The organism is Pigmentiphaga litoralis (assembly GCF_014651835.1).
Classification (GTDB): Bacteria; Pseudomonadota; Gammaproteobacteria; order Burkholderiales; family Burkholderiaceae_B; genus Pigmentiphaga; species Pigmentiphaga litoralis.
In genome coordinates this window covers 3,291,691-3,309,485 of record NZ_BMXQ01000001.1, presented here as the reverse complement: position 1 = coordinate 3,309,485, position 17,795 = coordinate 3,291,691, and the positions used below count along the sequence as shown (strand labels likewise).

General features: G+C 66.2%; 17 protein-coding genes. 4 read left to right on the top strand and 13 right to left on the bottom strand.

Annotated features, from left to right (window positions below; genetic code table 11):
- Window positions 1-51: 51 nt before the first annotated feature.
- The 3 genes from IE116_RS15050 to IE116_RS15040 are packed head-to-tail and all read left to right on the top strand — an operon-like array spanning window position 52 to window position 4,211.
- On the top strand, window positions 52-2,118 hold the full coding sequence (locus tag IE116_RS15050; protein WP_229828483.1) for an ABC transporter permease: 2,067 nt from the start codon (window positions 52-54) through the stop codon (window positions 2,116-2,118).
- Window positions 2,119-2,120: 2 nt separating this feature from the next.
- Window positions 2,121-3,566, top strand: a complete 1,446-nt coding sequence (locus IE116_RS15045; protein ID WP_229828192.1) for an efflux transporter outer membrane subunit — start codon at window positions 2,121-2,123, stop codon at window positions 3,564-3,566.
- A gap of 57 nt (window positions 3,567-3,623) precedes the next feature.
- Window positions 3,624-4,211, top strand: coding sequence for a flavin reductase family protein (locus IE116_RS15040; RefSeq protein WP_189613678.1), 588 nt, complete (start codon window positions 3,624-3,626; stop codon window positions 4,209-4,211).
- A gap of 93 nt (window positions 4,212-4,304) precedes the next feature.
- On the opposite strand, the gene IE116_RS15035 is transcribed toward IE116_RS15040, so the two are convergent.
- The 8 genes from IE116_RS15035 to IE116_RS15000 all read right to left on the bottom strand — a co-directional run bounded on the left by IE116_RS15035 (window position 4,305) and on the right by IE116_RS15000 (window position 12,043).
- Complete coding sequence (locus tag IE116_RS15035; RefSeq protein ID WP_189613676.1) at window positions 4,305-5,477, bottom strand: HPP family protein; 1,173 nt, start codon at window positions 5,475-5,477, stop codon at window positions 4,305-4,307.
- A gap of 167 nt (window positions 5,478-5,644) precedes the next feature.
- On the bottom strand, window positions 5,645-6,328 hold the full coding sequence (locus IE116_RS15030) for an SOS response-associated peptidase family protein (protein WP_189613675.1): 684 nt from the start codon (window positions 6,326-6,328) through the stop codon (window positions 5,645-5,647).
- 94 nt (window positions 6,329-6,422) lie between these two features.
- Window positions 6,423-7,682: a cystathionine gamma-synthase family protein gene (locus IE116_RS15025; protein WP_189613673.1), complete on the bottom strand. Its 1,260-nt coding sequence runs from the start codon at window positions 7,680-7,682 to the stop codon at window positions 6,423-6,425.
- A 62-nt stretch (window positions 7,683-7,744) separates the two neighbouring features.
- Window positions 7,745-8,434 (bottom strand): GntR family transcriptional regulator, encoded by a 690-nt coding sequence (locus IE116_RS15020; protein ID WP_229828191.1) that lies wholly within the window; start codon window positions 8,432-8,434, stop codon window positions 7,745-7,747.
- The gene (locus IE116_RS15015; protein WP_189613672.1) at window positions 8,415-9,278 is read right to left on the bottom strand and encodes an alpha/beta fold hydrolase; all 864 of its coding nucleotides are present in this window, start codon (window positions 9,276-9,278) and stop codon (window positions 8,415-8,417) included. Before IE116_RS15015 ends, IE116_RS15020 begins: the two co-directional genes overlap by 20 nt.
- On the bottom strand, window positions 9,271-9,858 hold the full coding sequence (locus tag IE116_RS15010; RefSeq protein WP_189613670.1) for an amino acid synthesis family protein: 588 nt from the start codon (window positions 9,856-9,858) through the stop codon (window positions 9,271-9,273). Before IE116_RS15010 ends, IE116_RS15015 begins: the two co-directional genes overlap by 8 nt.
- Window positions 9,859-9,903: 45 nt before the next feature.
- Entirely contained in the window at window positions 9,904-10,908 is a 1,005-nt protein-coding gene (locus IE116_RS15005; protein ID WP_229828190.1) for a Bug family tripartite tricarboxylate transporter substrate binding protein, read from the bottom strand.
- A 217-nt stretch (window positions 10,909-11,125) separates the two neighbouring features.
- The gene (locus tag IE116_RS15000) at window positions 11,126-12,043 is read right to left on the bottom strand and encodes a LysR family transcriptional regulator (protein WP_189613668.1); all 918 of its coding nucleotides are present in this window, start codon (window positions 12,041-12,043) and stop codon (window positions 11,126-11,128) included.
- Between the two features lie 192 nt (window positions 12,044-12,235).
- Between IE116_RS15000 and IE116_RS14995 the strand changes: the two genes are divergently transcribed.
- Window positions 12,236-13,273, top strand: a complete 1,038-nt coding sequence (locus IE116_RS14995) for a Bug family tripartite tricarboxylate transporter substrate binding protein (RefSeq protein ID WP_189613666.1) — start codon at window positions 12,236-12,238, stop codon at window positions 13,271-13,273.
- 77 nt (window positions 13,274-13,350) lie between these two features.
- On the opposite strand, the gene IE116_RS14990 is transcribed toward IE116_RS14995, so the two are convergent.
- The 5 genes from IE116_RS14990 to IE116_RS14970 form a co-directional block, all read right to left on the bottom strand.
- Entirely contained in the window at window positions 13,351-14,184 is an 834-nt protein-coding gene (locus tag IE116_RS14990; RefSeq protein WP_229828189.1) for an NADPH-dependent oxidoreductase, read from the bottom strand.
- A gap of 35 nt (window positions 14,185-14,219) precedes the next feature.
- Window positions 14,220-15,260: a Bug family tripartite tricarboxylate transporter substrate binding protein gene (locus tag IE116_RS14985; protein WP_189613665.1), complete on the bottom strand. Its 1,041-nt coding sequence runs from the start codon at window positions 15,258-15,260 to the stop codon at window positions 14,220-14,222.
- A gap of 96 nt (window positions 15,261-15,356) precedes the next feature.
- Entirely contained in the window at window positions 15,357-15,794 is a 438-nt protein-coding gene (locus IE116_RS14980) for a nuclear transport factor 2 family protein (protein ID WP_189613662.1), read from the bottom strand.
- Between the two features lie 7 nt (window positions 15,795-15,801).
- The gene (locus tag IE116_RS14975) at window positions 15,802-16,581 is read right to left on the bottom strand and encodes a fumarylacetoacetate hydrolase family protein (RefSeq protein ID WP_189613661.1); all 780 of its coding nucleotides are present in this window, start codon (window positions 16,579-16,581) and stop codon (window positions 15,802-15,804) included.
- Window positions 16,569-17,792, bottom strand: a complete 1,224-nt coding sequence (locus IE116_RS14970; RefSeq protein WP_189613659.1) for an alpha-hydroxy acid oxidase — start codon at window positions 17,790-17,792, stop codon at window positions 16,569-16,571. Before IE116_RS14970 ends, IE116_RS14975 begins: the two co-directional genes overlap by 13 nt.
- Window positions 17,793-17,795 lie beyond the last annotated feature (3 nt).

Sequence of the window (17,795 nt, the reverse complement as noted above, 5' to 3'; positions counted from 1 at the left end):
CCTGGCCGCGGGAGCCGGAACACGGGCCGCAGCGGGGACACCAGCGCCACTATCCACGCTGCCGACACGCCGCCGTTGATCGCCCTGCGTGGCATCCGCAAGCGGTACGGCGGCGGCACGCAGCCCGAAGTGGGAGTCCTGCACGGCATCGACCTGACCATACGCGCCGGCGAATTCGTCGCACTGGTCGGCGCATCGGGGTCGGGCAAGTCAACGTTGATGCACGTGCTGGGCTGCCTGGACCGCGCCACGGCGGGCACGTATCACATCAACGGGCACGACGTGACGACGCTGGACGCGGATGCGCTGGCCTGGCTGCGGCGTGAGGCATTCGGTTTCGTTTTCCAGGGCTATCACCTGATCGCCAGCGAGACGGCCTCGGAAAACGTGCAGGTGCCGGCGATCTACGCCGGCATGCCCGACGTCGAACGCGCCGCGCGGGCGGCCGCGCTGCTGGACCGCCTGGGTCTGGCTGACAAGCAAGGCAATCGGCCCAACCAGCTATCGGGCGGCCAGCAGCAGCGCGTATCGATTGCCCGTGCACTGATGAACGGCGGCCGCATCCTGCTGGCCGACGAGCCCACCGGTGCATTGGACACACGCAGCGGCGCGGAAGTCATGGCGCTGCTGCACGAACTGGCCGACGCGGGCCACACCATCATCCTGATCACCCATGACCGGGACGTGGCGGCGCAGGCGCGCCGCGTGATCGAGATCCGGGACGGGGTGATCGTTGCGGACAGCAACGAATCGGTGGACGCTGGCAACGAAACGGTGGACGGTAGCAACCATACGGTGGACGCCGGCAACGACACGGTCGCGTATCACAACGAGCGCCCCCTGGACCCCGCGTCGTCCCCCACCCGCCGCACCTTGCCCGACCTTGATCTGCGCGACGCAGCAACCACCTCAGGCGCCAGTCTGCAAGCAGACCTGCGTGAAGCGCTTCGCACCGCTTGGCGCGGCATGCGCATGAACCGCGGTCGAACCGGGCTGACCCTGCTCGGGATCATCATCGGGGTTGCGTCTGTCATCGTCATGCTCGCGATCGGCGAAGGCGCCCGGCAGAAAGTCGTCGAGCAGATGGGATCGATGGGTACCACGATCATGTATCTGAACAGCCAGCCGCCAGCTACTGGCGGACCGGCCGGGCAGCTGACGCCCGACGACCTTGAAGCGGTTCAAGCGCTGCCCGAGATTCGCAGGGTCATGCCAGTGATCGGCGATCCGATCACCGTGCGCCGGGGCAATGCCGAACGGCAGAACTATGTATTCGCCGCCAATCAGGACATGCCGGCCATCCACCACTGGAAGCTGGTGGCGGGCCGTTACTTTACCGATGCCGAAGACCGTGCGCTGGCGCCACTGGTTGTCCTGGGCATAGGCGCCAAAAACCATTTCTTTCGCGACACGCCCGACCCCCTGGGCCGGCAGGTCTTGATCGGCAACTCGCCGTTCGAAGTCATCGGCGTGCTCGCCGAACGCGGCGCGGATTCCGGCGCGCAATACTACGACGACATGGTCTTCATTCCTTACCGCAGCGGGCGGGCCCGCGTCTACCAGGCGCAGACCCAGCCGGACTATGTCGTGGTCGAAGCCATGTCGTCGCAAGACGTGCTTCCGGCGGAAAAAGCCATGAACGACCTGTTGATCGCACGGCACGGCGGGCGCAAGGATTTCGCCATCGGCAACGCGGCGGCGCGCCTGCAGGCCGAAGCCGCCACACGCAACAGCATGACGATGATGCTGGGGTTGATTGCTGCAGTGTCACTGTTGGTTGGCGGTATCGGCGTCATGAACGTCATGCTGATGACCGTGCGTGAACGTACGCGGGAGATCGGGATCCGCGTGGCCACGGGGGCACGGCAGCGCGACATCCTGCGTCAGTTCCTGACCGAGGCTGTCCTGCTGACGGTGACCGGAGGGGTCATGGGTCTGATTGCCGGGCTGGCCATCGGCGCCGGACTGATTGCGCTGGGCATGCAACTGGTGTTCTCCGTCCTGGCCATGCTCGGCGCCTTCCTGTGCGCGGTGATCACGGGGCTGGTGTTCGGCTTCATGCCGGCGCGCACGGCAGCCCGGCTCGACCCGGTCATTGCGTTGGCGGGGGAGGCTTGAGCATGCACGACGCATTCAAGCGATGGCCACTGCGCCAGGGCCTGGCGATGATCCTGGCGGGTCTGGGCCTGGGCCTGTTGGGCGGATGCGCCTTGCCCGTTACCACACTGCCCGGCAGGGCGCCTGCGCTGCCCGAAGCGTGGTCCAGGGCGGCGCCTGACATTCGAGCCAATGGCGTAGAGGCTGCATTGCCGGGGCTGGTTGCGCCCGATCTCTGGTGGGACCGCTTTTCGAGTGCCGAACTGCGCGACGTGGTCAGAGCCGCCGCCGCCGACAGCCAGGACCTGGCCGCTGCAATGGCGCGCGTGCGGCAGGCCGACGCCCGGGCGCAGGCCGCGGGCGCACCGCTGCTGCCTCAGGTTGTCGGGACTGCCTCGGCAAGCCGGCAGGCGCGGATTGGCAGTGGATCGAATGCCGGCAGCACTGTCTCGGGCAATGCCTATTCGACCGGGATCGCGGCCAGTTACGAAGTCGACTTCTGGGGCCGTCATCACGCGGTGCGCGACAGTGCGCGGGCCCTGCAGCGCGCCAGTCGTCACGATCGCGATACGGTCCGCATCACGATCACCACCGGCGTGGCGCGCCTCTGGCTGCGGACCGTGGCGGCGCGCGAGCGCACCGCGATTGCCCTCCAAAACCTGGCTACCGCCAACCGTTTGCTCGACACGGTCACGGCGCGGGCGCGTGCAGGCGCAGCCGGGCCACTCGAGGTCGCGCAGCAGCGCGGTCTGGTCGCGGCCTTGCAGCGCAACGTCGACGCCTTGCGGCAAGAGTCCGACGATGCGCGGATTGTGCTTGGCGTGCTGGTGGGGCGCCCCGGGCTCGAGGTATCGACAGCGCAAATCACCGGCATTCTGGCGCCCTCGGTCGATACCGGTATTCCATCGCAACTGATGGCGCGCCGGCCCGACATTGCGCGCGCCGAAGCGCAACTGCTTGCCGCAGACGCCAACGTCGCAGCTGCCCGGGCCGCCCTGTTCCCGCGGCTGACCTTGCAGGCTGGCCTGGGCGTAGGGGGAAGCTGGCCCAGTGCCCTGCTCGACAGTCCGCTGTACAGCCTGGCGGCGGGCCTGGCCGCCCCTATTTTTGATGCCGGCTTTCTGGCTGCCCAACACGACCTGGCGCTGGCGGAACGGGAAGCCCTGCTTGCCGCCTACCGGCAGGCGGTCATCGCCGGCTTTGGTGATGTCGAGGTCAGCCTCAACGCGCTCGCCGGGGTTGCTGCGCAGTCCCGCGCGCAAGCGACCGTGGTTGCGGAAGCCTCGCGCGCCCTGGCTTTTGCCGAATCGCGCTTCCGTGCGGGGGCCGATACGTTGCTGGTGCTGCTCGACGCGCAGCGCACGCTTTACGCCGCGCAGGACCTGGCCGTGCAACTGGACCTTGCCCGCCTTCTGGCGACGGTGGACCTGCATCGCGCGCTGGGGGGAGGGTGGACGGCGGCGTCGTGAGCCTGCCCTGTGGCACCATTTGCCTATCGCACGCAACGCGCAACGCAAAGGCACCGCATGGACAGTCACATCGCCCCCGTCGAATTACCCAAGGCCTACCGGCTGCTCAACCACGGTCCGACCGTGCTGGTCTCCGCCCGTCATGACGGTGTCGACGACGTCATGTCCGCGGCCTGGGCCTGCGCGTTGGACTTCGCGCCCCCCAAGGTCACGGTCGTGCTGGACAAGGCCACGCGCACGCGGGGGCTGGTCGACGCCAGCGGGCATTTCGTGTTGCAGGTGCCGACGTTCGCGCAACTGCAGCTGACCTACGACGTCGGCAACCTCAGCCTGGCGGACGCACCCGACAAACTGGCGCGCTGCGGGGTGTCGACCTTCAACGCACCCGGATTCGAGATCCCGCTGGTCGAAGGGTGCGCGGCCTGGCTGGTCTGCAAGGTATTGCCCGAGCCGCACAATCAGCAGGCCTACGATCTGTTCATCGGCGAGGTGGTCGGCGCCTGGGCCGACACCCGCGTGTTCCGCAACGGGCACTGGGAATTCGAGTCGGCAGGCCCCGCGTTCAGAAGCCTGCACTACATCGCGGGCGGCACCTTCTACGCCATCGGCGATCAGGCGCTAGCAAAGACAGCCACGGAAAAATAAGGCACGGCATCACCACACAGGACACCGCGGATCCGGCTCTGCCGGTCCGCAGGTGTCGCCCCTGGGGGAGGCGCGAAGCGCCTAGGGGGGCTATCAGTTCTCGTCGAACGGCAGCTGGAAATGCCGGGACGTCGTCTTCAATTCCTCGCGATGCAACGCGGCAAGCCGCAGCAGCACGGTCTCGCCATGCGGCGTCAGGTGGATGCGCACCTGGCGTTTGTCTTCCGGCGCGGGCTCGCGGCGCACCAGGCCGAGCGCCACGCAGCGATTCACCAACGCAACGGTGCCGTGATGCACCGACACCATCCGCTCGGCAAGCTCCCCCACCGTCGCCCACTCGCGGCCTGGAAAGCCCTTGATATGCAGCAGCAACAGGTACTGCAGCGGCGTGATGCCTTCGGCCTGCACGGCCTCTTCCGAAAAGTGCAGGAAGCGGCGCAGCTGATGCCGGAATTCTGAGAGCACTTCGAAATCGGACTTCTTCAGGGGCTTGGGCGATCGCGAGGTCATGTCGGCATGGGCGTGGAAAGGCGGGGAGGGGGTGGCAGTCGTGCCCACGGCGCTTGCGGCGCGACGGCGATAAGCGCGTTGTTCAGCCTCATCCACCAGGGTGACGAGGTCGTCCGCATCGATGGTCAACAATTCATCGCGGTCATCCAGCACCGCCACGATGTCGTCTTCGGTCACGCCCGACCGGGTGGTGCGTGACGCATGCGGCACACTGGCATGGTGAGGATAACGATGACGCGTTGCCCAGTGGAAGAGCATCGCACATGCAAGCAGGATCGCGGTGTTGATCGCCACCGGCATGACAACAAAACCATAGCCGGCTGCCTTGATGCCCGGCCCGCCAAAGACCGCGGTCAGCGCCACCGCGCCAGACGGCGGGTGCAGGCACCGGCACGCAAACATCAAGCCGATCGCCAGCGCGACTGCCACCGCAGCTGCCAGAATCGGCACCGGGATCCATCGTGCGCAGGTTACCCCGACTGCGGCGGCCAGCAGATTGCCGCCCATCATGGGCCACGGCTGCGCCAGCGGGCTGGCGGGCGCCGCGAACAGCAGGACCGCCGTCGCGCCCATCGGCGCAATCAGCAAGGGCAGATCGGCATGGTCACCCATCGTCCAGACCGACATGACGCCCGTCAGGGCAATGCCGATCAAGGCGCCCAGCACCGCGCGAAGGCGCTCGGCGCGGCTCACGTGCAGCGGTTCGGGCACACAGGCGCTCAACCAGGACGCAATGGAAAGGGTGGAAAAAGACATGGGATGCGACAGCAGAAAATGAGACGACGCCGGTCGAGACCCGAACCGGCACAGCCCGGCATTGTGCCATGTATATCATGACGTGATGTATGTAGTGGATGTCGTCAACAGGTTGCAAGTGGCAACTGGCAACGGGCGATTGGCAACCGGCAACTGCCGGCGGTCAGTCAGCCGGCCGGCTGCGGCGCGTCCTCGCCCAGTGGGGCCACGGCGTCCGCCGCCTGATAGGTCACATTGCCCATGGCGCGCGTCACCGCATGCCACGCAAACGCCGCCTCGCCCAGGGCCTGGGTCGCGGTGACCAGCAACGCGTCTTCCGAACTCGTCTCCGGCGACAGCCACGCCTGCGCGCCATCGGCCGTCAACGCCACCGGGCGGCGGTCATGCACATCCAGCAGCCCCGCATCCGCCGAACTGGTCACGATGGCAAATCCGTCCGCCCCCAAGATGGCCGCCAGCAGCAGCGGCTCGTCATCGGCGCGATGGATGAAATGGGGCTGGCGGTTCGGCTTGGCGCCTGTCCATTCGAACCAGCCATCGGCCGGCACCAGAATGCGGCCGCGCTCCCACAAGGGCCGCCAGTAGCCCGACGTTGCAGCACTTTCTACACGCGCGTTCACATACATGCGCGGCGCGCGGCCGCGATAGCCCCAATGCGCCTCCGCCGCCTCGGGCCCATCGCCACCCGCCTTGATGGTCATCGGGTGCGTGCCCGGCGACACGTTGTAGACCGGCGCATGCGCGAAGGCGGTAGGTGCAAACGGGGAAGGTGCAAACGGCGCCGCCGGATTGGCGCGCAGCAACTCGAAATAGCGTTCGGCGTCGCGATACTGGGCAAGTCGTCCGCACATGGTGGCCTCCTGGACACGGAATGGTCAAGGTGTAGCAGGAGTCGCGCCCGGAGCGCGCTACGACTCCCAGCACGGGGGCGGCCCGTGACGGCAGTCAGCCCTTCCCAGCCACCTTGTCCAGGCAGCGCGCAAAGTCCGCCAGCAGATCCTCCGCTTCTTCCAGGCCCACCGAGACGCGGATGAAGCCGTCAGGAATATGCATCTCTTTGCGCTTTTCCGGGCCGGCTTCCCAGAAAATCGTGGCGGCGACCGGAATGACGAGCGTGCGGGTATCGCCCAGGCCTGTCGCCTTGATCGGAATGGTCAGATCATTCATGAACGCCACGGTCTGGCTGGCGTCGCGCAGCTCGAACGACAGTAGCCAGGCGTTGGCGCGGAACAATTCCTTGGCGCGGGCGTGCTGCGGATGGTCGGGCAAGCCGGGGTAGGACACGCGGCCGACGGCGGGATGCGATACCAGGTATTCAGCCAGTGCCTGCGCGGTCTCGCTGCTCTGGCGCACGCGCAGCGTCAACGTTTCCATGCCGATCGAAATCTGGTTCGCATGCTCGGACGATAGCGATGCGCCCATGTCGCGCAGCCCCTTCTTGCGGATCTGCTGCAGCCCTTGCTGCGCGGGCGCCACGTCCCGATACGTGTTGGAGATGTTGGGATAGCTTGCCCAATCAAACAAGCCGGTGTCGGTGACCGCGCCACCCAAGGCGGCGCCGTGGCCCGACAGCGTCTTGGTCAACGAGTTGATGACCAGCGTGGCGCCCACGCGCTTGGGCTTGAACAGGGCGGGCGACGTGATGGTGTTGTCGACCACGTAGACCAGGCCCTTGTCGCGGCAGATGTCGCCGATGCCTTGGAGGTCGACGATCTGGGTGCCGGGGTTGGCGATGGTCTCGACGAACACCATGCGGGTTGCCGGCGTGATGGCATCGGCCACGCGCTGTGCGTCGGTCAGGTCGTCCATGGTGACCGAGATGCCGTACTGGCGCAGCGTGCCGAACAGGCTGTTGGTGTTGCCAAAGACGTGCTGGCTGGCAACGATGTGATCCCCGGCCTTGAGCAAGGTCAGGAAGACGGCGGTGATCGCGGCCATGCCGGTGGCGAAACAGACGGTGCCGACACCTTCTTCAAGCTCGTTGATCTTCGCTTCGAGCATGGCCGACGTGGGCGTGCCTTGCCGGGCGTAGTTGAACGCGCCTTTCTTGGTGCCCTGGAACATGCCGATCAGGTCTTCGACTTTCTCGAAACCATACTGGACCGACATATGCACGGGGGAGCGCAGCGCGCCGAATTCCACGCCGACGCGGCGGTCGCGGTGGACGATGGTGGTGGTGATGCCCTGCTTGTCTGTCTTGTCCATATCGATGGCGTTCCTTGAATGTCGTTCGCCGGCCCAGGGAGCCGGTCTGGCAGTCTGCAACGTTAACCCAACTCGGCCAGGCGTTTGGCTGCAATCGCCGCCACATGACGGACATGGGCCTGGGACGCCTCTTGCGCCGCGTCCGGATCCCGGTCTTTCAGGGCCTTGACCAGCTTTGCCATTTCGGCGGCGGCGTCGGCCCGGCGGCCGGCGGACGATATGGTCACGGCGCGCAGGCGGTTGATGCGGGCATTGAGCGACTGGACGACGCCCCACGCCACGGTCATGCCGCTGCCCGCGAACATGGCCTCATAGAAGTCGGCGGTGCGCGCCATGACTTGGGCAAAGTCGTTGCGGCCGAACGCGGCATGGATGTGATCATTGAGCTCGCTCAATCTTGCAATCATGTCATCGCTGGCTTTCTCGGCGCAGAGACGCGCCGCGTGGCCTTCGAGCAGCGCGCGGATCTCGTAGATCTGCGCGGCCTGCCCGCTGTCCAGCCGGGCGACCACCGGGCCCTGATAGGGAATCGACTCGACCAGGCCTTCGGTTTCAAGGTGCCGCAACACTTCCCGGACGATCGACCGGCTGACGTCCAGCTGCGCGCACAGCGTGCGCTCGACCAGGCGTTCGCCGGGCTTGAAGTGATCGTTGAGAATGGCGTCGCGCATTTTCTCCAGCGACAGCTCTCGCAAGGTCTTGGCGCTGCGATCGACCTTGAGGGAAGCGGCGTTAGGGACTGACATCGTCATGGACTTCCTGATTCTTCGATTCGATATCGAAGTATTCCACGTCTCGCGGCATGGCCAGGAAGGTTCGCAACGCGGCGTTGACATCGCCCGGATGCGTCAGGTTCATCATGTGGCGGGCATCGGGCAGCACCTTGACCACCGCATTCGGCGCCAGCTGGCCCATCGCGTGCGACATGGCCGGGCTGGAATTCGCATCGAATTCGCCGGTCAGGAACAGCGCAGGCATGGCCAGGGTGGGCAAGCGGCTGGCATGCACCGCATCGCTGCTGGCGAACAGGCGATAGGTGCGCGCGTAACCGGTCGGGCTGACCCGGGTCAGCAGCCCGGCCACCAGGTCCGCCGCGTTGCGCAGGTCAGGCGGCACCGGCGTGCCGAACCACCGGTCGATGGTCGGCCCGATCGTGGCCGCAAAGCCGCTCTGCGTCAGGGCTTGCGCACGTGCCTGCACCGCCGCGCGTTGTTCCGGCGTGCGCTGGAACACGGCGTTCAATGCCGCCACACGCAAGGTGCGCTCGGGCCGCGTCAACGCAAATTCAAGCGCGATCAGCGCGCCCATCGAATGACCCACGATGTTCGCGGCAGCCATGCCCAGGTGGTCCATGAGGTCCGCCAGCTGCGCGGCATAGTCGGCCAGCGTCGCCCCTTCCGCAGGCAAGGTGCTGTCGCCATGGCCCAGCATGTCGTAGACGATGACCTCGTGGTCGCGCGACAGGTCATCGACCTGCGGCTGCCACACCGACTGCGCCATGCCTACGCCGTGGATCAGAATGACAGGCTCGCCTTGTCCGGTCCGGCGCCAGGCGGTCTGCGGCAACGTGCCTTTGACAGGAAGACGTTCAGGCATGATTGCTGCCCAGGTCGGCCAGGTCCTGATAGCGGTCGCCAATGCGGTGATGCGGCCGGCCGCCGATCGATGCGCCCAGCGCCACCACGATCTCATCCGGTCCCGGGGCATCGTTGATCGCGAACTGCAGCGTCAGATAGTGCGACCGCATGCCTTCATCGTGCTTGTGCATCATCGGGATCGAGATCGCGCAGTTCGGGCCGCCGCGCACATTGGTAAAGCTCAGGTAGCTTTTGGCGCCCACGGCCTTGCGATAGAAGTTGCCGAAGCGCAGCGTGTGGATCAGCGCCGACGCATGTTCGATCTCGCCATTGCTGCCCACCACCGCAGCCTTGCCATACGCCTCGATCGCATCGCCGCCGCCCGTCAGGCCCAGCAACGTGTTGGTGATCTGCTCGCCCAGGATCGGGGCAACCGCATGGATCTGCGGCTTCAGGTCGTCGACGAAGCCTTCACCGGCCCAGGGATTCTTGAGCACGGCGGCGACTGCGAACAGGCGCAGCGGGACAGGGGCTTCCTTGCCGCCTTCGATAAAGGTGTCTTCGGTATAGGTAACGATCTTGCGAATTCCGTGGGTCATGGCGTTCCAGTCAGACAGTAAGGAAGAAGCGGTGCGCGCGTGGCGTCATTCCGCGGTGATGTTGGCGGCCTTCACGACGGCCCGGTACTTCTCGACCTCGGCCGCCATGAACGTGCGCAGCTCGTCGGCCGACGCACCCGATGCCGTGATGCCCTGATCGGCCAGGTTTTCGCGGATGGTCGGATCGCGCAGCACATCCTGCGAGGCGGCCTGCACCTTCTGCACGATGTCGCCAGGCGTCTTGACCGGCAGGAACAGCCCGAACCACACACCCAGGTCGAAGCCTTCCAGCCCGGGTTGCTGACCCATTGCCGGAATGCCGGGCGCCAGGTCGGACGGCTTGGCACTGGTCACCGCCAGCGCCTTCAACTTGCCCGACTTGATATGGACCTGCGCCGCGCTGAGCGTCGACACGCCCAGGTCGATCTGCCCGCCCAACAGGTCCACCAACGCCGGCGCCGCGCCGCGATAGGGCACATGCGTCATGTCGATCTTGGCGCGCATCTTGAGCAGCTCGCCGGCCACATGCATGGGCGTGCCATTGCCGGCCGACGCATAGCTCAGCTTGCCTGGCTCCGCGCGCGCCAGCTGCAGCAGTTCCGGCACCGTCCTGGCGGCCAGGGTCGGCTTGCCCAGCAGCACCATCGGACCCGTGCCGATGAACACGGCCGGCGCCAGATCCTTCATGCCGTCATAGCCCACCGCCGGATTGATGAGCTTGTTGATCAGGATCTCGGATCCCGACCCCAACAGGATCGTGTAGCCATCGGCCGAGGCGCGCACCGCGCGCTGCGTGCCCAGCATGCCGCCCGCGCCCGCAACGTTCTCGACCACGATGGTCTGCCCCAGCTTGGCGCTCAGCGCAGGCGCAATGTTGCGCGCAATGATGTCCGAGCTGCCACCCGGCGCGAAGGGCACGACCAGCGTGATGGTCTTGTCGGGGTACGCGGCATGCGCCATGAACGGCGTGGCGCTTGCGAACATGGCGGCCACTGCCATGAGGGCGAGGCGGCGCGACGGGCGGGCGGGAAGGGTGGCGAAATGGGTCATGGTGTCCTTCTACTGTGGAGTGTCATGAGGCGCCAGAGAGCTGGCGGACCGAGGGCGCACGCGGTCTCTGCGCGTGCGGCACCGGGTGGAAAATGATCTGTTGGTATGATGGTATACCAACATACATAAAGTTGTCGAGCCGGAGAATCGCACTTCGGAGCCGCTATCGGCGGTATCGGCGGGCTGGCGCTTTACCCAGTCCGGGCGACGTTGCTGCTTACCCCGACTTGCTCCACGCCTTCGGCGTTTTCGCCCATTCCTTCAGGAATTCAACAAACAGCTGCACCCGCATCGGCATGTTCTTGCGCGACGAGTGGATCGCATAGACATCCAGGGCCGACGGTTCGTAGTCGGGCAGCACCACCTTGAGCAGACCCTGTTCGATCTCTTCGGCGATCATGTAGTACGGGTGCATGGAGACGCCCAGTCCGGCGAGCGCGGCCTCTTTGAGCGCGTCGCCAAAGTCGGATCGCAGGGAGCCGTGCGCGCGGACGGACACGGGGCCGTCGGGGCCGGTGAAGTTCCAGATGCCGGTGGGGGACTTGTTCCAGTTGACCAGGCAGTTGTGATCGACCAGGTCCTGGGGCGTGCGGATGCGGCCGTGGCGCTTCAGGTAGGCGGGTGACGCGACAAGGGCTTGCGGCGCGCCGGCCAGCGGGATGGCGACGTAGCTGGCGTCCTTGAGCACCGGCACGATGATGATGCCGACATCGAGTCCCTGTTCGACAAACGTTTCCTGCTTGCGCACGGTGAGCAGGCTCAACGCGATCTGGATGTCGGGGTAGCGGGCGTAGAAGTCGCGGATCACCGGCAGCAGGCGCCGCGTGCCAAAGGACGGCGGTACGCCCACGCGGACGATGCCGGAGACGTCGCCCGACAGATTGTTGACGGACTCACGCAGTTCATCGTATTGCTGGAGCAGGGCGCTGCCGTTCTCCACGACTTCCAGCCCGGCGCGCGTCAGGCCAAGTTGTTTGGTCGTGCGGTTCAGCAGTTTGGCGCCGAATGATTTTTCCAGCCAGGCGACCTGCTTGGTGCTGGTGGCGCGTGACACGCCAAAGTGCTGCGCGGCGCCCGAAAAGCTGTTGCGTCGCGCCACCTCCAGAAACATGCGCAGGCAGCTCAGTTCGTCCACATCCTCTCCTTGTCGCCCTGTCGGTTTCTTATCTGGAAATTATCAATTTAGCACTGTCATCTTGATGGGGCTGGCCCCACGCCGAATAATGACCGCTCGGCATTGTTTCGGGGAAGGGTGCATTCCGTCCGCGAGCCGTCCTCATAACAGTCAGGCTTTCAAGCCGGCGTATCGACCCTTGCGGAGACATCCATGGTCCCTTTCAGCCCACGCGTTCGTTGTGTCCCGGCGCCCGTTGCCCATCGCGCTTCAACTTTGAACCTGCTCAAGATTGCTGGCACCGTCGTTCTCCTGGCTGGCGCGGCCGTGTTTGCCCGGCAGGTCCAGGCACAGGCGTTTCCGTCGCATTCGATCCGCATGGTGGTTGCGTACGCACCGGGCGGCGCGACCGATATCGTTGGCCGGATGCTGGCGCAGGAGATGTCGGCCGACCTGGGCCAGACCGTCGTCCTGGAAAACCGCGCGGGTGGCGGAACGCTGGTGGGGACGGAGTCGGTGCGCCGGTCGCCGGCCGACGGCTACACCCTGCTCTTCGGCACTAACGCCTTCGTGATCACGCCGCTGCTGCATGACAAGCCGACCTACGACCCGGTCAAGGATTTCCAGCCGGTGTCGCTGACCACTGTGCAGTCGCTGGGCATTCTTGTCACGCCGGGGCTCAAGCTGCGCACGGTGCAGGACTTGATAGCCTATGCCAGGGCCAATCCGGGCAAGGTCAACTTTGCGTCGTCGGGGAACGGATCGGCGCAGCATCTGGCGGGCGAGGCCTTCCGCACGGCGGCCAAGATCGAGATGGTGCACGTGCCGTACAAGGGCACCGGGCCCGCCATGACGGATCTGCTGGCGGGCCGTGTCGACGTGATGTTCAGTTCGCTGGTCGGCAACATGGAACATGTGAACGAAGGCCGCCTGAACCTGATCGCCACGACGGGCGCCAGGCGCAATCCCGCGACCCCCAATGTGCCGACCGTGGCCGAGAGCGGATTGCCGGGTTTCGAAGCGGGCACATGGCAAGCCGTGCTGGCGCCGGCCGGCACGCCTGCACCGGTGGTGGAGCGGCTGAACGCCGCCATCGCCAAGGCGGCCAAGTCGCCGCGCATTGTCGAGACCCTGGCCGCGCAAGGCATGGAGGTGCGCACGTCGACCCCCGACGCACTGCGCGAGATGCTGAAGAAGGACTCTGGCGACTACCAGGTGCTGCTCAAGCACACCAAGACGACGCTGCAATAAGGCCAGGCAGCAGGCAAAAAAAACGGGCGCTGAACAAGCGCCCGTTTTCATTCCGCCGATGCCAGCGCATCAGGCCATCATTTCAGCGCGAAGCCCATCCGGTTGAGCACCTCAACCAATTGGTCACGGCCTTTCATGGCTTCCGGACCCCGCACGCGTTGCAGCGAGTGCTGATCCCATTCGCCCTTGGGCTTCATGCCCTGGCTCTGATAGAACTGCGCCATGACGGCGTTGTAGCTGTCGGTGGCGGTTTCCAGGGTGGTGGCGTCGTATTGCTCGCGGAACAGCACGGCCGCCTGCGGCAGGCGCGGTTTGACGGCGGCGGGGCGTGTGGCGTCGGGGTAGCCGATGCACATGCCGAAGACGCCAAAGGTGTTCGGCGGCAGGTTCAGTTCCGCGGCGACCTCTTCGGGCCGGTCGCGGATGCCGCCGATGTACACCACGCCCAGGTCCAGCGATTCGGCGGCGACGGCGGCGTTCTGCGCAGCCAGCGCGGCATCGATGGTCGCGACCAGGAACATTTCGAGGTGATCGAGGCTGGCGTGCGGCATGCCGCGGCGCAGTCCCAGGCTGCGCAGGCGCGCCAGGTCGGCGATCCACACCAGGAACAGCGGGCAGTCTTCAACGTGTTTCTGGTCGCCCACCAGATGGGCCAGGCGCTGCTTGCGCGCGGGGTCGGTTACGGCCACCACGCTCCAGGCCTGCAGGTTCGAGGACGACGATGCCGATTGGGCCGCCGCCACCAGCAGTTCCAGCGTGCCCTCGGGCACGGGGGCGTCGGTGTAGGTGCGCACGGAGCGGTGCCCCAGCAAGGTGGCCAGGGTGCCGTTGAGATCATCGGCCCCCGCCGCCGCCGCGCCGTATCGGGCGGCAAGCATCTGGGTCAACGTGGTCTGTGGGACGGAGTTCATGGGCGGTTCGCTATTCGGGCAAAGGGGTTGAGACGTCACTTCTTGATGCGGTCGACGATGCCGGCCAGCTGGCGCCGGTCCCTGACGATGAAGTCATGCAAGGCTTGCGGGGTCGAGACCCGCACGTCCATGCCTTCGTCCTTGAACCGGTCGGCAAGGCGGCCTGCCTGGCCGACCTGCTGCAGCGCCTGGCTGAGCCTGTCGATGACGGCTTGCGGCGTGCCGGCGGGTGCAAAGATGGCCTGCCAGGAGTCGACGGCGTAATCGGGAATGCCGGCGGCTTCCGATACGGACGGCACGTCGGGCGTGGCCGGCGTGCGGGACTGGCCGGTCGTCGCCAACAGAATCATACGCTTTGCCGCGATGTGATCCTTAAGGCCGAGCAAGCCGGTGAACATCATGTCGACGCGCCCGGCGATCAGATCCTGGATGGCAGGGCCCGCACCCTTGTAGGGGACGTGCACGATGTCGATGCCGGTCGCGGCAGCAAAGGCCTCTCCGGCAACGTGCTGCGCATTGCCATGACCCGACGACGCGAAATTGAGTTTGCCGGGCCGTGCCTTGGCGTAGGCGATCAAGTCCTTGACCGAGTGGATGTTCAGCCCGGGCCGGACGATCAGCGCCAGCGATTGCACCGTCACCATGCCGACGGGCGCAAAGTCCTTGACGACGTCATACGGCGCCGGATCCTTGAGCAGGCTATTGATCACCATGCCGTTGGTCGCAAAGAACAGGGTGTAGCCGTCGGCGGGTGCACGCGCCACGTACTCGGTGGCGATCAGGGTGCCGGCACCGGCTTTGTTGTCGACCACAACCGGTTGTCCAAGCACGTTTTCCAGTTCGCGCGCGAGCACCCGGCCAACGATGTCCGTGCCCCCGCCTGGCGCATACCCGATCACCAGCGTGATGGGGCGTGTCGGGAAGGCGGAGCCTTTCGGTGCCCCTGACGACACAGGCGGCGTGGTCTGTGCGTGCGCAGTGGTCAGCCCGGCGGCGGCCAGGACCGCGGCAGCGGCCGCGCAGGTGACGGCGCGCAAAGCGCGGCGACGAGGGAAGGTAAAGGTTTGCGGGGTCATGCGTGTCTCCTTGGAAGCCCGCATGCCGGGTGTATCCCCGGCTAGGCGGGTAGTGCGGATCGGGGCGGTCACATCGACGGCGGTGCCGTCCTGACATCAGGAAGCGAAGCGCCGCTCCGAGCGTTTTTCAACGAATTGCCAGACGCCGCTGTCGCCGCGCACCAGGCGTTCGCGGTGAAACGAGATCGACAATGGCGCACCCAGTGGCGCGGCGCCAGTCACGGGCGCATCCGCATCGTGCCGATACACCAGCGTCATGAACTGCGCCTGCGCCTGGCCCGGATCGATGACATCGACAACCAGGTTCTGCACCAGATGGGCAGTGCGCCGGCCGGCGGGGCGCTGCGCCAGGGCGGCCCTGACGGACGCCGGACCGCGCAGCGCTTGGCCCTGGCGGTGCCACACGCCGTCTTCGGCCATCGCCAGACTGACGGCATCCATATCGGACGCATCGAGCGCGGCATAAAAGCGGTGGATGGCCTGCTGGCAGCCAATCACGGCTTGCAGTTCACTGAACGCATGCGGGATGTCCATGGCCATCTCACTCCCCCTGCACGAATCGATTGCTCAACGTGCCCAATCCGCTGATCGTCACGTCGACGACATCGCCTGCACTCAGGTCGGGCGACGATCCATCCGTGCCCATCCAGATCACATCCCCCGGCCACAGCGTCATGTACTGGCTCATGGCGCACAGAAAGGTCGTGACGCCGAACAGCATGTCGTTGGTGGCAAAGGTGGTGCTGACCTGGCCGTTCACGCTGACCGTGGTGGTGGCCTGCGCCGGGTCGAAGTCGGTGTCGATCCACGGCCCCATGGGTTTGAACGTGTCGGTGTTCTTGGCCCGCCACAAGGTGCGATCGGACCGCTGCCACACCCGTTCGCTGACGTCGTTGCCGATGGTGTAGCCCAGCACGCAATCCAGCGCCGTGTCGGGTGTCAGGTGCTTGGCTTGCTTGCCGATCACAACGACCAGTTCACCCTCGTATTGCATCTTCTGCGCGTCGGGCGGGATCACGACGGCGTCGCCGTGCGCGATCAGCGCGTTGTTCGCGCGGTAGCCGATGTCGGCCTGCTTCGGCAGATTGGGTTCGACCCCACGTTTGCGGGCAGCCTCGATCGCGTGCGCCGCGTAGTTCAGGCCAGCGCAATAAAAAGTGCGGGGGATTACCGGGACCTCGATCCTGACCTCGGCAAGCGGGTGCCAGTCGTCTTCCGCGATATAGCCCGTAAAGGGATCGCCCGTCACACGCTGTACCCGGTCGCCTTGGGCGATGCCGTAGTGCGTCCTTCCGCCCGCGGTGTATCTCATCCAGCGCATGCGCTGCTCCTTGTCATGAATGTGGATGCCGCGCGGGAAGCTGCGCCGGCAGGCGGTGCAAGCAGGTCGGGGCCGATCGCGTCGACGCGCGGGGTGCCGCACAACTTCATGGCGCGCACCAGTTCGCTGGTCAGTATCTGCAGTGCGCGTTCCGCGCCGGCATCCCCGGCCGCAACGGCGCCCCACAAGGTGGCGCGCCCGACCAGGACGGCCTGCGCCCCCAGGGCGCGGGCCTTCACGATGTCGACGCCGCGCCGCACACCGCCATCGATCAGCACCGGCACGCGTCCGGCCACCGCGGCCACCACTTCCGGCAAGGCGTCGAGCGTTGCGCTGGCGCCATCCAGCTGCCGGCCGCCATGGTTGGACACGATGATGGCGTCGCAGCCCAGCCGCACCAGCCGGTCGGCGTCATCGCCCCGCAGCACGCCTTTGACGATCAATTTGCGCGGCCACAAGGCGCGGATCTCGGCAAGCCGATCCCAATCGAAGGAGGGGTCGTAGTTGCGGCCGACGGCTGCGGCCACGCCTGCCACGCTCGACACGTCGCGTTGCAGGCCGATCAGGTTTTCATTGACCGGAAAGCCATGCCGCAATACGGCCAGGGCCCATCCCGGGTGGCGCGCGACGTCGCCAAGGCTTTTCGGACCGAGCCGGAACGGCGTACGAAAGCCGTTGCGCAGATCGCGCTCGCGATTGCCGCCCACGGCCAGATCGACCGTGATCACCAGCGCTTCGTAGTCGGCCACGCGTGCGCGCTCGATCAGCTTGAGCAGGAATTCGCGGTTCTTGAGCACATAGGCCTGGAACCACAGCCGGCCGGGCGCTTCGCGCGCGATGCGTTCGATCGATGCGGTCGCGCTGGTCGACAGGGTGTAGGGAATGCCGATGCGCGCCGCCGCCTTCGCGATCGCGACGTCCCCGCCCAGGCGTCCATAACCCACGCCGCCCGTGGGCGCGATGGCCATGGGGAAACCTGCGGGCGCGCCCAGTACCTCGCAGTCGGTCGAAACGTTGCTGACGTCAACCAGTACCTTGGGGCGCAGCCGCACGCGTTCGAAGGCCAAGCGGTTGTCGTCCAGCGTCGATTCGCTTTCGGCGCCGCCGTCAAAGAAGTCGAACACCAGACGCGGCAGGCGGCGTCTGGCCATCTGCCGCAGGTCTTCGATGGAGCTGGCGCGGGCCAGCCGGGTTTCCAGAGAGGCAAACATGGC

Excerpts from the sequence above, each read along its gene's own strand:
- IE116_RS15045 (WP_229828192.1), top strand. The coding sequence starts at position 2,121 with ATGCACGACGCATTCAAGCGATGGCCACTGCGCCAGGGCCTGGCGATG.
- IE116_RS15040 (WP_189613678.1), top strand. The coding sequence starts at position 3,624 with ATGGACAGTCACATCGCCCCCGTCGAATTACCCAAGGCCTACCGGCTG.
- IE116_RS15035 (WP_189613676.1), bottom strand. The coding sequence starts at position 5,477 with ATGTCTTTTTCCACCCTTTCCATTGCGTCCTGGTTGAGCGCCTGTGTG.
- IE116_RS15030 (WP_189613675.1), bottom strand. The coding sequence starts at position 6,328 with ATGTGCGGACGACTTGCCCAGTATCGCGACGCCGAACGCTATTTCGAG.
- IE116_RS15025 (WP_189613673.1), bottom strand. The coding sequence starts at position 7,682 with ATGGACAAGACAGACAAGCAGGGCATCACCACCACCATCGTCCACCGC.
- IE116_RS15020 (WP_229828191.1), bottom strand. The coding sequence starts at position 8,434 with ATGACGATGTCAGTCCCTAACGCCGCTTCCCTCAAGGTCGATCGCAGC.
- IE116_RS15015 (WP_189613672.1), bottom strand. The coding sequence starts at position 9,278 with ATGCCTGAACGTCTTCCTGTCAAAGGCACGTTGCCGCAGACCGCCTGG.
- IE116_RS15010 (WP_189613670.1), bottom strand. The coding sequence starts at position 9,858 with ATGACCCACGGAATTCGCAAGATCGTTACCTATACCGAAGACACCTTT.
- IE116_RS15005 (WP_229828190.1), bottom strand. The coding sequence starts at position 10,908 with ATGACCCATTTCGCCACCCTTCCCGCCCGCCCGTCGCGCCGCCTCGCC.
- IE116_RS14995 (WP_189613666.1), top strand. The coding sequence starts at position 12,236 with ATGGTCCCTTTCAGCCCACGCGTTCGTTGTGTCCCGGCGCCCGTTGCC.
- IE116_RS14990 (WP_229828189.1), bottom strand. The coding sequence starts at position 14,184 with ATGAACTCCGTCCCACAGACCACGTTGACCCAGATGCTTGCCGCCCGA.
- IE116_RS14985 (WP_189613665.1), bottom strand. The coding sequence starts at position 15,260 with ATGACCCCGCAAACCTTTACCTTCCCTCGTCGCCGCGCTTTGCGCGCC.
- IE116_RS14980 (WP_189613662.1), bottom strand. The coding sequence starts at position 15,794 with ATGGACATCCCGCATGCGTTCAGTGAACTGCAAGCCGTGATTGGCTGC.
- IE116_RS14975 (WP_189613661.1), bottom strand. The coding sequence starts at position 16,581 with ATGCGCTGGATGAGATACACCGCGGGCGGAAGGACGCACTACGGCATC.
- IE116_RS14970 (WP_189613659.1), bottom strand. The coding sequence starts at position 17,792 with ATGTTTGCCTCTCTGGAAACCCGGCTGGCCCGCGCCAGCTCCATCGAA.